The sequence below is a fragment of the Acidipila rosea genome (assembly GCF_004339725.1).
In the GTDB taxonomy this organism is placed as follows: Bacteria; Acidobacteriota; Terriglobia; order Terriglobales; family Acidobacteriaceae; genus Acidipila; species Acidipila rosea.
This window is the reverse complement of sequence record NZ_SMGK01000005.1, coordinates 72,453-86,547: the sequence shown is the minus strand read 5'-3', so window position 1 is coordinate 86,547 and position 14,095 is coordinate 72,453. Positions and strand designations below refer to the sequence as shown.

Sequence of the window (14,095 nt, the reverse complement as noted above, 5' to 3'; positions counted from 1 at the left end):
TTGCCGCATTCGACTGGATGCGAGTGCGGCGACCTACGCACGATGAAAAATATTCTTGCCTGTCTTCTGCCGGCTTTGCTCTGCTCCCCCGGCGTTTCTCAACAGCCCACTCCCGCTGACAATCAGACGGTCATCGTTACAGCTACGTTTGAGCCGGTGCCGCTCTCGGAGAACGACCGCTCGGTGCGCGTCTTCCATACTGACCAGCAGCCGCTTCTCTTCAATGATCTCGAGAGCTACCTGCGGCTGGACCCTTCCGTGGACCTGCAGGAACGCGGGCCCGGCGGAGTGCAGGCGGATATTTCCATCCGCGGCACTACCTTTGAGCAATCACTGGTGCTGCTGAACGGGCTGCGCATCAACGATCCGGAGACCGGCCACCTGAACATGGATATCCCGGTGCCTCTCGACGCGATTTCGCGGGTCGAGGTGCTGCACGGCTCCGGCTCGACCTTCTACGGCTCCGATGCGTTGGGCGGGGCGGTCAACCTGATTACCACGGAGCCTCAGCGCACGGCGGTCCAGGCCGGGATCGGCTATGGCAACTACGGCTCGACCGAGCAGCACGCAGTCGGCGCCTACCTGGCGCGGCACTGGTCTGAGCAGCTCTCGGGCAGCCGCGAGACCTCCAGCGGATTCATGATCGATCGCAACTACCGCACCAGCGCAGTCTCCTCAGAGACATGGCTGCACACGGCGCTGGGCAGCACGGATGTGCTGCTGGCAGCAAGTGACCGGCCCTATGGCGCGAACCAGTTCTACGGCAACTTTGAGTCCTTTGAACGGACCAAGGGGTGGTTCGGATCGGTGCGGCAGCAGCTGGGCGCGAAGAGCGAGGCAGACTTCGGCTATCGCCGCCACACCGATGTTTTTACGCTGCTGGTCTACGATCCCGCTGTCTATCAGAACAACCATATCGACACCGCGTGGCAGGGTGACCTGCGCCGGGCGGATCGGCCCGGGCGCAATGCAACCGTGGCTTATGGGCTGGAGGCGAGCGGCGACGGCATCAACAGCAGCAATCTCGGACAGCATGCGCGCAACCAGGGAGCGGGCTACGCCAGCCTCGACCTGCGCGCGCTGAAGCGGCTTTCCCTCTCGATCGGCGCACGGGAGGAGATTTTCAGCGGCGGCGATGCGGTCTTCTCCCCTACGGCGGCGGCCGGCTACTGGCTGGGCCACGGGATGCGGCTGCACGCGGCGGCGGGGCATGCCTTCCGCCTGCCCACCTATACGGACCTTTATTACAGCGATCCGACAACGGTGGGCAATCCGGGGCTGCGGCCAGAGTCGGCATGGAGCTACGAAGGCGGTCTGCAGTGGGAGTCGGGCGGGAGAATTTCCTTTGACCTGACGGGCTTCCGACTGCTCGAACGCAATGGCATCGACTACTCAAAATTTGCACTGAGCGACCGCTGGCAGGCGACCAATGTGCAGAACCTCAATTTCACCGGCGCAGAGACGACTGTGCACCTGCGGCTGCCAGCCTCGCAACAGGTGGAGCTGGGCTACACAGGGCTGCACGCAAGCCAGCAGCCGGTCCCGGGGCTGATCTCCGAATACGCCTTCAACTATGCGAGCCAGAATGCCACTTTCGCGTGGAGCGGCGAGTTTGCTCACCGGGTTGACGCCCGGACACAGGTGAGCATCGTTCAACGCGTGGGGCAGACCGCCTACCCGCTCTGGGATCTCTCGGTGGCGGGCAGCGGTGGGCGCGTGCGGCCTTATCTGCGCTTCTCGAACCTGAGCAACACGGGCTATGAAGAGGTGCCCGGCGTGCCCATGCCCGGGCGGACGATCATGGGGGGAGCGGAGTTTTTCTGGGCGCGGAATCGCCGGTGAGCAGGAGGCAGGAGAGTCTCCATTGACTATGGGGGCCACTTTGCCTTACTCTAGAATCCTTGCGCAGTCCTTCGTCTTTCTGCATGCGGCCTAGCCGCTGACCAGCAGGCTGGCAGACCCGGAAAAGCCCCTTCGGGATCTAAGCTGCGCTACCTCACGCGAACAGATATTGTCCGTCGGTGGGAAACAGGTTTTCAAGGCCCCGCATTTGGGTTTTGCGGGAGCCATTGCGTTGAGAAGCGCACGAGATTCGCCCGGGAGAAGAAGCAAGAGATGTCAACGTATATTCCAAGCGCGCACGAAATCAGCCGCAAATGGTTTCTGGTAGACGCCAGCGGCAAAACGCTGGGCCGTCTGGCCACTGAGGCCGCAAGCATCCTGGCTGGCAAGCGCAGCCCCAAGTACACGCCCTACATCGACATGGGCGACCATGTCGTGATCGTGAATGCCGAAAAGATTCGGCTGACGGGCCTCAAGAGCGAGCAGAAGGTCTATCGCCGGTATACCGGTTTCCCCGGCGGCCTGCGCGAGGAGTCATTTACACGCCTGCTGAAGCGTCGCCCGGAAAAGATCGTCGAAGACGCGGTCAAGGGCATGCTTCCGAAGACCAAGATGGGCCGCCAGATGGCGACCAAGCTCAAGGTTTACAAGGGCGAGCAGCACCCGCACCAGGCGCAGCAGCCACAGGCACTCGAAATCAACGCATAAGGATAGTCAGGACAGACGATGGCAGATTTGGTTCAGTATTACGGAACGGGACGGCGGAAGTCGGCGATTGCGCGTGTTTTCCTGCGTCCGGGCAGCGGCGAATTCAAGGTTAACGGCAAGGCGTTCGAGGTTTACTTCGTCACCGAGCAGCAGCGTATGGCAGCGAAGCGCGCCTTTACGGTCACTGAGCTTGCCTCGTCCTTTGACGTGCTGACTACGGTCAGCGGCGGCGGAGTGGCGGCACAGGCCGATGCAGTCAAGATGGGCATGGCCCGCGCGCTGATCGAGTTCAACCCCGAGCTGCGCAAGACGCTGAAGGCTGACGGACTGCTGTCCCGCGATGCGCGCATCAAGGAGCGCAAGAAGTACGGACAGAAGGGCGCCCGCAAGCGGTTCCAGTTCTCGAAGCGCTAGTTTATGGGGCATCCTGCTCTCTCTGGCCACGGGCCGGGAGCAGGATGCCCTGCAGGTTCAGGTAGTTCAAATTTTCCCAAGAGGGAATCAATTCCGGCCCGGTTTACGAGCTTTGCCGGAATGCAATCCACAAAGGAGGCTGTTTGGCCACGATCACCATGAAGGAGCTGCTCGAAGCGGGAGTCCACTTCGGGCACCAGACCAAGCGCTGGGATCCGAGGATGAAGGAGTATATCTTCGGCGAGCGCAACGGTATTTACATCATCGACCTGCAGAAGACGCTGAAGATGTTCAAGGAAGCGTCCAAGTACGTCACCGACCTGACCGCGCAGGGCAAAGTCATTCTCTTCGTCGGCACCAAGCGCCAGGCGCAGGATGCCATTGCTGAAGAGGCTACCCGCTGCGGCATGTTCTACATCAACAACCGCTGGCTGGGTGGGTTGCTGACGAACTGGGTTACGGTGCAGAAGTCGGTGAAGCGCCTTCAGGAACTGGACGATATGGCCACCGACGGCCGCTATGAACTTCTGACCAAGAAGGAAGTCATCAAGCTTGAGCGTGAGCGCAAGCATCTGCAGGCGAATCTTGCCGGCATCAAGAACATGAAGCGGCTGCCCGACGCGCTCTTCGTGGTCGACTCGAACAACGAGGCAATCGCCGTCAAGGAAGCCCGCAAGCTGGGTATCCCGGTGGTTGCAGTGGTTGACACGAACTGCGATCCGACCGTGGTTGATCATGTGATTCCGGGCAACGACGATGCGCTCCGCGCCATTCGCCTCTTCACCGCCAAGATCTCGGATTCCGTGATCGAGGGAGTGCAGATGGTCGGCGACAAGCAGTACATGGAAGTTGCCGGTGTGACGACGGCTGAGGCTCCTGAGGCACAGGTCGAGGGACTCGAAGCTGGCGCAGAGGATGCCGCGACGGAAGAAGTTGACCTCGAAGCCGTGCTCGGCGGCGGAATCCGCAAGGCGCCCGCAGTGGTCAACGAGTTGGGCGATGCCGAGGCAGCAGAAGCCGGCCTCTGATTCAAGTCCGCTGAAGGATCAACGGGAAGCGTGGCTTGCAACACTTACAGCCACGCTTTCTTTATGTAGTACAGATAACCGGCAGACTGCCGGATGGGAACGAAGGAATGTCGACTGTGACTGAAAAAATCGATGCAAAGCTGGTAAAAGAGCTCCGCGAGAAGTCCGGAGCGCCGATGGGCGACTGCCTCAAGGCGCTGCAGGAGTCGAAGGGCGACATGGAAGATGCGTTCGTCGTCCTGCGTAAGCGGGGCATGGCGTCGGCAGCCAAGAAGGCTACGCGCACAACGAATGAAGGCGCCGTGGGCACCTATATCCATGCAGGCGGCAAGATCGGCGTCCTGCTGGAGATCAACTGCGAGAGCGATTTCGTCGCCCGCACGACCGACTTCCAGGAGCTGCTGAAGGACATCGCGATGCACATCGCGGCATCCGATCCGCGCTATATCCGTCGCGAAGACGTGACGGAGGAAGACCTGGCCCGCGAGAAGGACATCTATCGCGCCCAGGCAGCGCAGACCGGCAAGCCGGCCCCTGTGGTCGAAAAGATCGTAGAAGGCAAGATGAGCAAGTTCTACGAAGAGGTCTGCCTCCTCGATCAGCCTTTCATCAAGGAGCAGACGCTGACGATCAAGGACATGATTGCGCAGAAGGTCGGCAAACTGGGCGAGAACATCTCTGTCCGCCGCTTCGCTCGCTTCAAGGTCGGCGATCCGAATTGGACGGTAGCCCAGGTCAAGGCGGAAGCCGAGTCCCAGGCCTAAAAGCTACGGCAGCTGCACCACCCATGCTCCATGGATGGTGCAGCTGCAACCTGTAACGAAGATCCGCTTCCCCTACATTTCTGTTCCCTGCCCGCTCTCAGCCTCTCCATTAGAAAAAATTCTGCGTTGCCGGTGATATTCTCTCCCCGCACCCTTCCCCTATTTATCTATAAGTTACGGTCTATTCTCCGCCACAACGGGCCAGGAGAATGTTTCCTTCACAATATATTTCTGTTCGACAGGACAAAATCCGGCAAATACGTGCTACGCTTATGTTGTCGATTGAAACAGATTGGTTTTCTGCAAAGGCTTTTGTGTACGAACCCCGATTTAGGTCATCTCGTCAAATTCAGCATTAATTAGGAAGTAACAATATGGAACAGGGAACAGTGAAGTGGTTTAACGACGCGAAGGGGTTTGGATTCATCAGCCGTCAGAACGGCGAGGATGTCTTCGCACATTACTCGGCAATCACATCGAGCGGATTCAAGAGCCTCCAAGAGGGTCAGGCTGTGCAGTTCAACGTTGTCAAGGGCCCCAAGGGCTGGCAGGCAGCGGACATCCAGCCTCTGTAAATTACGGAGAGTACGATCATCGACAGGGACGGCTTAGGCCGTCCCTGTCGCCGTTTAAAGTGCTCTTTCCCGGCTAGTCAATAGGCAGAGAGACTACGACCTCTGTTCCGTGGCCAGGCTCGCTGACGATGCTGAGTTCTCCACCTATTTCACGAGCGCGCTCCTTCATCCCAGTTACGCCGAAATGACCATCAGGGCCGGCAGACAGCGCGCCGCCGGAGAATCCCCTCCCATCGTCGTGGACCTTCATCTCGAAGCGTGCCGTCTCAAAACGCAGCAGAAGATCGATACGGCCCGGGTGGCCGTGGCGGATAGCATTCGTCATGGCCTCCTGCGCGATGCGAACAAGCTCGCGTTCGACCTGGGGCGGCAGCGGGCGATAGCTGCCCTCGACCTTGACCCGCATTTCAACGGGCGCAGTCCCGATGACGTGTGCGGCGACCCTCTTGAGCCTGGCGACGAGATCTTCCTGGGAGGCGTTCTGCGAGCGCAGATCCCAGATGGAGCTACGTGCTTCATCGAGGCAATGCCGCACAAGCGAGCGAGCTTCGTCGAGGTGCGCCTTGGCTGTCTCGGTGGAGCTGGCGAGGACGCGGGAGACGATCTCGAGCTGCACGGAAACGGCGACGAAACCCTGAGCCAGCGTGTCGTGAATCTCGCGGGCGATGCGGTTGCGCTCGGCCATGACCGCGGTAAATTGCTGTTCGACACGGCGCACCCGGCGACGATAGAGCTCATAGCCGAAGAGGATAGCGGCAAGCAGCAGCGCCAGGTCGAACCAGTATGTCTGGTAGAAGTGCGGCATCAGCCGGAAGCTGACGGCTGCATCCCGCTCACTCCAAATGCCGTCATTGTTCGCGGCGGCGACGCGGAAGGTATAGCGACCGGGCGGGATGTTGGTGTAGTAGGCGACCCGGCGGCTGCCCGCGTCTATCCAGTGGCGGTCGAAGCCGTCCAGCTTGTAGCGGAAGTGAACCTTCTGCGGAGCTACGAAGCTGAGGCCTGCATACTGAAAGGCAAAGCGGGAGCCGCCGGGGCTCACCCGCGCCAGCTCGCCGCCGCTCAACGCACGGTCGTCGATGCTGACCTGCTCAATGGCGACCAGGGGCGGCACGTGGTTGATGGCCATCTGCTCCGGGTTCACCGTTGCCACTCCCCGCAGGGTAGCGAACCACATGCTGCCGTCCACGCGCTTAGCGGCGGCTGGATGGCCACCGCTGCTGCACTCGCTGATCTTCATGCCGTCGGCAGTGCCGTAGGCATCGATGGCGACGGAAGAGTCCTGGCCAGCGGCGAAGCGATCGAGCGCAGCCTTGGAAACCCGGAAGATGCCCTTATTGGAGCTGAGCCACAGGTGGTTTCCAGAGTCTTCGAGGATGCTGTAGATGTTTGGAGGCAGTCCACCGGAAGCCGGCGGATAAGCGGTCACGTGACCAGCCGCGAGCCGGTCGAGTCCACCTCCGCTGGTGCCGATCCACAGCGTACCCGCCGGATCCTGATAGAGCGCCGTGATGATGTTGCTGGAGAGGCCATTGGCGGTGGTGATGTTAGTGAAGTGGCCGCGAACGTAATGGGTCAGGCCGCCGAGCGTTCCAATCCAGAGACTGCCATCGCGGTCAGCCAGCAACGCACCGACGAGGTCGCTGCCCAGGCCGTCGAGGCTGGAGTAGCTCTGAAACTGGCCGTCGGCATAGTGGGTGAGGCCGCGTCGCGTGCCAATCCAGAGGGCTCCGCGACTATCGGTGGTTAGAGAGCGCACGAAGTCGTCCGCCAGACCGTCGGCCGAGGTGAATGCAGTTGCGTGACCGTTGCGCAGGCGGTCGAGACCGTCAGGAGTGCCAACCCAGAGGTCGCCTGACGCATCATCGGCGAGAGCGAGGACGATGTTGCTGGAGAGGCCGCTGGCCGTGGTCAGCGCGGTAAAGCCCTTGCCGTTCCAGCGGTTAAGGCCGCCGCCGTTGGTGCCCACCCACATGCCGCCGCGACGATCCTGGTAGATGGCGCGCGCGAGGTCGTCGCTGAGGCCCTCCTGCGAGGTGTAGGTGGTGAACTTGCGGTCGCGCAGTACGCCGACGCCGCCGGATTCGGTACCGAGCCACAGATCGCCCTCGCGATCTTCAAGAAAGGCGAGCACGCTGTTGCCTGAGAGGCCCTGGCGAGCCGTGAAGGACTGTAGGCTGCCATCGGCGAGACGGGCGATGCCGCGGGAGGTCGCGATCCAGAGGGTGTGACGATGATCCTCATACAGCCGGGTGATGGCATCCGAGGGCAGGCCATCTTGCGCGGAGTAGCCGCGGAGCGCATGGCCGTTCCAAAGCCAGAGACCTTTGCCGGCACCGATCCACAGGCGGCCTTCGTCGTCCGGCAGGAGCGCCGTGATGTCTGTCGCGGGCAAGGCGAAGGGATGGACTGCGCCGTCCTTTTCGATGAGCACGAGACCGGTCCGCGTGCCCACCCAGAGGCGGCCTGCATTATCCTGCGCGAGCGATTGCACCTGAGAGGCGTCGAGCAGCGCCTGCGCGTGGCCTGCGGGGGAGAGCCGAATCAGGCCGCTGATGGTCCCCACCCAGATCGTGCCGTCGGGTGCCTGCAGTACCGGATCAGCATCTTCCAGCCCCTGAGCTACGGGAAAAGCTGTCCAGCGGCCATGGCTCAGCCGCGCCAGCCCTCCGGCCGTTACGGCCCAGAGTTCCCCGGTGCGGCCTTCAAAGGTTCTCCAGACAGTGCTGGCGGGCAGACCGTCCTGCGCGGTGTAGCTACGGAAAACGCCGTCGCGGAAGGAGGTAAGGCCCGCAGCCGTGCTGATCCAGAGCGTTCCGGCGCTATCCTGCGTGAGCCCGTTGATAACATCTCCTGCCAGGCCGGGCGTGTTCTGGCGATCGTAAACTGCGAACTGCGCTCCGTCATAGCGGACCAGACCGGCCTCGGTCGCGAACCACAGATAGCCGTCGCGGGTCTGGAGGACGGCGTGGACGGTGTTCTGGGGCAGGCCGCTGTCGGTCTGCCAACTCTGGTAGTTGAAGCTGCGCAGCTCCTTGTGGGGGTCGAGGCCTAGAGCCGGCAGCGTCAGCGCCGCGAAGAGTGCGGCTAAGGAGCAGGCGGCGCGGAGTATGCGGGCAGTGAACATTGGTTCCAGTTCACTCTAAACACTCCTGCCGCTCCCGGTCTAAAGTGCACCGCTCAGGCGGGCTCGCGCATCTGTTACCTTAGGGTCGTGCGGCCAAATTGAAAACTGCGAAAGCCCTTTGCTGCGCACGCGGAGGCGGGGTTTTCCATTCGGAGAGAAACCTCCGAATCAACAGCTTTCCCATCCTGCCTTTTAAAAAATCAATCCATGGAGTTTCAAGGAAATATGGCGGAATCGAAGATCAAGTCTCACGGCTATGCGGCACACTCAGCCACCAAGCCCCTTGCCCCTTTCAGCTTTGAACGCCGGTCGCCCGGCGAGCATGACGTGGTTGTGGAGATCGAATACTGCGGCGTCTGCCACTCGGATATTCACCAGGCGCGGAATGAGTGGGGTGGATCGAACTACCCCATGGTGCCGGGCCACGAAATTGTCGGCAAGGTGACGGCGGTCGGCAGCGCGGTGAAGAAGTTCAAGGTCGGCGACCTGGCCGGTGTGGGCGTAATTGTCGACTCCTGCCGCGAGTGCGCCAGCTGCAAGGCGGGCGAGGAGCAGTACTGCGAAGTCGGCATGGTGCAGACCTATAACACGCCGGACAAGCAGGGCGAGATGACCTACGGCGGCTATTCAAACAACATCGTGACGCATGAGGACTTCGTGCACTCGGTCTCGCCGAAACTGAACCCGGCGGGCGTGGCGCCCCTGCTCTGCGCCGGAATCACCACTTATTCGCCGCTGCGCCACTGGAAGGTCGGCAAGGGGCAGAAGGTGGGCGTGGTCGGGCTCGGCGGCCTTGGGCACATGGCGCTCAAGTTCGCACATTCGTTCGGCGCGCATGTGGTGCAGTTCACCACCTCGCTGAGCAAGACCGAAGACGCAAAGCGGCTGGGTGCAGATGAAGTGGTGCTCTCGAAGGATCCGGAGGCCATGAAGGCGCATGCGAACAGCTTCGACTTCATTTTGGATACGGTCTCAGCGCCGCACGACATGAATGCCTACCTTGCGCTGCTGAAGCGCGACGGCACCATGGCCCAGGTAGGACTGCCGGACAAGCAGCCAACGATCGAGATGGGTAACCTGCTCTTCAAGCGGCGCACTCTCTCCGGCTCCATCATTGGAGGCATGGCCGAGACGCAGGAGATGCTGGACTATTGCGCGGAGCACAACATCACGGCGGATGTTGAGGTGATCCCGATAGACAAGATCAACGAGGCGTTCGAGCGCGTGCTCAAGAGCGATGTGAAATACCGCTTCGTGATTGACATGAAGAGCCTGAAGCAGGGCTGATTCGCGCGATAGGACTGGCTCTAAAATGCGCGGGCAGGGAACAATCTCTGCCCGCGCTTTTTTGTGGTCTATTTTTGGGTCACGAATCGAGATGACCCCAGAACTGGGCTGAAGCCGCAGGTCAGGGAAATCCAGTCGCGCGCGCAGGTGACCGCAACCAGGCATCACCCGCGTCCGGTTTCCTGTTGTCTTTGCCCCATGTCCAGTACATGCCGACGTAGGCATAGTTCTCCGTTTGCCCGGCAACGGAGTGGCCATAGCAGAACAGAAACTGTTCACCGGGATGATGCCTGAGGTGGTAGGAGCCGCCCATGTCGATCATCGCCGAAGCCTCCGTCTGCGGAGTGGCGAAGCCCTCGCGAGCATGAGCAAAGAGCTCGCCGCCTAACTCCAGCCGCTCCCCGAAGGTGTATTTAGCCAGGAATCCGCCATACGGAAAGTCACGGTATTGAGTCTGCGGAACCACCGTTTCACCGGCGCCGCCATCCAGGAGCCAGTGCCCTATATTCTTTTGCAGCCAGAGGGGAACCTTGTACCAGACCTTCCCCACGCCTAGTCCCTTGTCGTAGCTGCCGGTCGGAATTTCAAACATCGTGAAAGTGCCGATCTGGGGAGAATACCTTGTCTCCTTGATGAAGGCGATCTTCGCCCCCAACTCCGTATCAAGGAGACCAAAAGCGCTGGGGCCAGTCCCTGCGGGCAGATAGACAGGATTGTTCGATGGGTTAATGGAGCCCCAGGGCAGGATCGCGTGAAGCTGAACTCTGGGAATCGCTCCCCAGTTGAACTCGAAAGCCGGTCCCGTGGAATCGGTTTCCACCGGCGTCCCGTCTGTGTTGCCGAAGATGTAGAACTCGTAATGGTGCAGGTCTACGGGGACCGGATCATCGGTCTGGTAAGGAGGACCCTGCGCCAGGAGCTTCGACACGGCGAGCAAAAGGAGGATGCACAACATCGAGCCTGAACATTTGCCGTTCATCCATCCAGTCCTCCCGGCCCTCCGGCAAGAGCCCTGAGGTTTTCCACTCGCGAATCTTCATCTCGGACAGGTTATATCGAACTTCGATACCAGGCAATTCGATATTGAGCCGGGAACGATATATTGATCGTGTGTTAAAAGCACAGCGGGAACTCTTGTTCGGACTGATACGGATTCATGTGCTGGTGCACGCCGCGCATGAGCCCATCTTTGGGCTGGCCATGATGGAGGAGCTAGGGCATCACGGATACCGCATTGGACCGGGAACGCTCTACCCCCTGCTGCATGGTCTGGAGCGCAACGGCCTCTTGAAGTCTTCGCTCAAAACAGTTGAAGGACGCAGACGGCGCCTCTATAAGATCACGTCCGCTGGCAGAAAGGCCCTGGAAAAGGCCACCGTCAAGGTGGACGAGCTGCACCACGAACTGCATGAAGAGCATCCGCGGAAGATCTCGCCCGGCAGCGATGGCCCTGCGGCCAGCTAAGCAGTCAAGCCAGACAGGAAAGTATCCGGTACCCCCAATCTCTCCACGGCATTACTATTGTTAGCAATCACCTGGAAGATACGAGGGCTCGATGAGGCAATGGACGGCGGCGGTTCTGCTGGTTTGTGGGGGCATGATGGGGGCGGGCGGCACGATGGCGGCGCAGACTGCAAAGGCAGCGGACGCGGATTTTCGCACACTGGCGGCGAAGTATTTCGAGGAAGCTTACTTCAAGTATCAGCCCACACAAGGGACGATGGACGGGCTGCACAAGTACGATGCACAGCTTGAGGACTTCAGCCGGGCAGGAATCGATGCAGAGACAGCAGCGCTGCACAAGTTTGCCGACGAGTTCGACGCCGTACCGATGGCGCCGCTGAACCAGCCGACGCAGGGCGACCTGCAGATGGTGCGCAACCAGATCGCAAGCCGGCTGCTGACGCTGGAGACGATCCGCCCCTGGCAGAAGGACCCGGACCACTACTCCAGCGACCTGACCAACAGCGCGTTCGTGCTGATGGAGCGCAAGTTTGCACCGGCGAACGAGCGGCTGCGGTCACTGATTGCGCGCGAAAAGCTGATGCCGGCGGACCTACAGGCGGCGCGGGTAAACCTCTCAAATCCAGCACAGATCTCCACGGAAATTGCACTGGAGCAGCTGCCGGGCATCATTGGCTTCTTTGAGCACGATGTGCCGTCAGCCTTCACAGATGCGACTGATCCGTCGCTCAAGGCGGAGTTCAAGCGGACGAATGCAGCAGTGATCGCAGCGCTGGTCAGCTACCAGCACTGGCTGAAGGCAGATCTGCTGCCGCGTTCCCATGGCGATTTCAGGCTGGGAGCGGACACCTTTGCCAAGAAGCTGAAGTATGACGAGATGGTGGACACGCCGCTCGACAAGCTGGTCGAGATTGCCTATGCCGATATGCATAAGAACCAGGCCGAGTTTGAACGTATCGCGAAGGAAGTGGATCCGTCGAAGACACCGAAGGAAGTGCTCGCGGAGCTGGCGACGATACACCCTGCTCCGGATCACCTGCTGCAGAGCTTTCAGGACACGTTCAACGGCCTGATCGGGTTCATCCAGCAGAAGCACATCATCACCATCCCCTCGGATGTGCGGCCTACACTCGAGGAGACGCCGCCCTTCATGCGGGCGACGACGCAGGCCTCGATGGACCCGCCGGGGCCGTTTGAGACGCACTCGAAGACCGCCTATTTCAACGTGACGCTGCCGGAAAGGACCTGGTCGGCGGAGCACATCGCCGAGCACATGTCGGCGTTCAATGTCGGGACAATTGTGAGCACGTCGGTTCACGAGGCGTATCCCGGGCACTATGTTCAATTCCTCTGGGTGAATAACGCTGCGCTGAGCCAGGTGAGGAAGATTATCAACGCGAACACAAACGTCGAGGGCTGGGCGCACTATTGCGAACAGATGATGCTCGAAGAAGGCTACGGGCAGCCGGGCACGGGGGCGAAGGATGCACGCGAGGCCAAGCTGATCCGGCTGGGGCAGCTGCAGGATGCCCTGCTGCGGGACGCGCGGTTTGTGGTCAGCATCAAGCTGCACACAGGCCAGATGAGCTTTGACGATGCGGCGAAGTTCTTTGTGACGGACGGCTACCAGTCGCCATCAGTGGGGCTGGTGGAGACGAAGCGCGGCACCTCCGATCCGACCTATCTCTATTACACGCTGGGCAAGCTTGAGATTATGAAGCTCCGCGCGGATGTGGAGAAAAAGGAGGGCAAGGATTTTTCACTACAAAAATTTCACGACGATTTCATGCGTCAGGGAGGCGCACCGATCAAGATTGTGAGACGAGCGTTTCTGGGTGACAACTCGCCGACGCTTTGAGATAAATCTGCATCTCAAAGCGGTGGCAGCAGTACGAAGCAACTCGAAGTGGAAATTATTTTTTGAGACAGACGAAGGAAGCTGAATGACGAAAAAGGTACGCAAGGCAGTATTCCCGGCAGCAGGACTGGGCACCCGCTTTTTGCCCGCAACCAAGGCCATTCCCAAAGAGATGCTTGCGCTGGTGGATAAGCCGATCATCCAGTACGGTGTCGAAGAGGCGCTGGCAGCGGGCTGCGAAGAAATCATTATCGTTACGGGCCGCGGCAAGTCTGCGATCGAAGACCATTTCGATATCAGCTTTGAACTCGAGGCAACGCTCGAAAGGCGGGGCAAGAAAGAGCTGCTGGCGCTGAGCCGCCAGGTATCGAACATGGTCAAGCTGGCCTATGTTCGCCAGAAGGAGGCGATGGGCCTGGGCCACGCGGTGCTGATGGCCAGGGAGCTGATCGGCGACGAACCTTTTGCGGTGATTCTGCCCGATGATGTAATCGATGCGCCGGTTCCCTGCCTCAAGCAGATGATTGACGTCTATAACCAGACGCAGAGTTCCATCCTGGCGACGATGGAGGTGGACGGCCCGGCGATCTCCGCTTACGGAGTGCTCGAAGGCACGCCGGACAGCACCAACCCCAAGCTGTTCAACGTGACAGGCATGGTTGAGAAGCCGAAGCTGGCCGATGCGCCGTCAAAGAACGCGATTATTGGCCGGTATATTCTGACGCCGAAGATCTTTGAGCTACTCGAAAAGACGCCACTCGGCGCAGGCGGCGAACTGCAGCTGACCGACGGCATCAAGGCGCTGCTGGCTACGGAGAAGGTTTATGGCTACACTTTTGACGGCATCCGGCACGACGCAGGCGACAAGTTCGGCATGCTGAAGGCTACGGTTGATTTTGCGCTGAAGCGGGAAGATATGGGCGAGAAGTTTCGCGAGTATCTGAAGTCGCTGTCGCTCTAGGAAGAAATCGATCGCTGGAGGAAGCCATCTTGCTTTCTCCAGCGATCGACTGCTGTCACGCCGAAAA

12 protein-coding genes are annotated in these 14,095 nt (G+C 60.3%); 10 read left to right on the top strand and 2 right to left on the bottom strand.

Features of this window, described 5'->3' with window-relative positions; all coding sequences use genetic code 11:
- The first annotated feature begins 42 nt into the window (after positions 1-42).
- The 6 genes from C7378_RS14105 (at position 43) to C7378_RS14080 (ending at position 5,331) form a co-directional block, all read left to right on the top strand.
- Positions 43-1,842: a TonB-dependent receptor plug domain-containing protein gene (locus C7378_RS14105; RefSeq protein WP_131998113.1), complete on the top strand. Its 1,800-nt coding sequence runs from the start codon at positions 43-45 to the stop codon at positions 1,840-1,842.
- A gap of 273 nt (positions 1,843-2,115) precedes the next feature.
- A complete protein-coding gene (rplM, locus tag C7378_RS14100; RefSeq protein WP_131998110.1) occupies positions 2,116-2,550 on the top strand; it encodes a 50S ribosomal protein L13 in 435 nt (144 codons plus the stop codon).
- An 18-nt stretch (positions 2,551-2,568) separates the two neighbouring features.
- Positions 2,569-2,964: a 30S ribosomal protein S9 gene (gene rpsI / locus C7378_RS14095; protein ID WP_131998107.1), complete on the top strand. Its 396-nt coding sequence runs from the start codon at positions 2,569-2,571 to the stop codon at positions 2,962-2,964.
- 143 nt (positions 2,965-3,107) lie between these two features.
- Positions 3,108-3,992 carry a 30S ribosomal protein S2 gene (gene rpsB / locus C7378_RS14090; protein WP_131998104.1) on the top strand — a complete coding sequence of 295 codons (885 nt, stop codon included), beginning with the start codon at positions 3,108-3,110 and terminating at the stop codon, positions 3,990-3,992.
- Between the two features lie 107 nt (positions 3,993-4,099).
- Positions 4,100-4,756: a translation elongation factor Ts gene (gene tsf / locus C7378_RS14085; protein WP_131998101.1), complete on the top strand. Its 657-nt coding sequence runs from the start codon at positions 4,100-4,102 to the stop codon at positions 4,754-4,756.
- A gap of 374 nt (positions 4,757-5,130) precedes the next feature.
- The gene (locus C7378_RS14080; protein WP_013579717.1) at positions 5,131-5,331 is read left to right on the top strand and encodes a cold-shock protein; all 201 of its coding nucleotides are present in this window, start codon (positions 5,131-5,133) and stop codon (positions 5,329-5,331) included.
- A 73-nt stretch (positions 5,332-5,404) separates the two neighbouring features.
- On the opposite strand, the gene C7378_RS14075 is transcribed toward C7378_RS14080, so the two are convergent.
- Positions 5,405-8,458: a sensor histidine kinase gene (locus C7378_RS14075; RefSeq protein WP_131998098.1), complete on the bottom strand. Its 3,054-nt coding sequence runs from the start codon at positions 8,456-8,458 to the stop codon at positions 5,405-5,407.
- Between the two features lie 225 nt (positions 8,459-8,683).
- Here C7378_RS14075 and C7378_RS14070 point away from each other — a divergent pair, with 225 nt between their 5' ends.
- Positions 8,684-9,745 (top strand): NAD(P)-dependent alcohol dehydrogenase, encoded by a 1,062-nt coding sequence (locus C7378_RS14070; RefSeq protein WP_131998095.1) that lies wholly within the window; start codon positions 8,684-8,686, stop codon positions 9,743-9,745.
- Between the two features lie 121 nt (positions 9,746-9,866).
- On the opposite strand, the gene C7378_RS14065 is transcribed toward C7378_RS14070, so the two are convergent.
- Positions 9,867-10,724, bottom strand: a complete 858-nt coding sequence (locus tag C7378_RS14065) for a transporter family protein (RefSeq protein ID WP_131998092.1) — start codon at positions 10,722-10,724, stop codon at positions 9,867-9,869.
- A 155-nt stretch (positions 10,725-10,879) separates the two neighbouring features.
- Here C7378_RS14065 and C7378_RS14060 point away from each other — a divergent pair, with 155 nt between their 5' ends.
- The 3 genes from C7378_RS14060 (at position 10,880) to galU (ending at position 14,028) form a co-directional block, all read left to right on the top strand.
- Positions 10,880-11,209: a PadR family transcriptional regulator gene (locus C7378_RS14060; protein ID WP_243648269.1), complete on the top strand. Its 330-nt coding sequence runs from the start codon at positions 10,880-10,882 to the stop codon at positions 11,207-11,209.
- 91 nt (positions 11,210-11,300) lie between these two features.
- Entirely contained in the window at positions 11,301-13,067 is a 1,767-nt protein-coding gene (locus C7378_RS14055; protein WP_243648268.1) for a DUF885 domain-containing protein, read from the top strand.
- 85 nt (positions 13,068-13,152) lie between these two features.
- The gene (gene galU / locus C7378_RS14050) at positions 13,153-14,028 is read left to right on the top strand and encodes a UTP--glucose-1-phosphate uridylyltransferase GalU (RefSeq protein ID WP_131998086.1); all 876 of its coding nucleotides are present in this window, start codon (positions 13,153-13,155) and stop codon (positions 14,026-14,028) included.
- Positions 14,029-14,095: the final 67 nt, after the last annotated feature.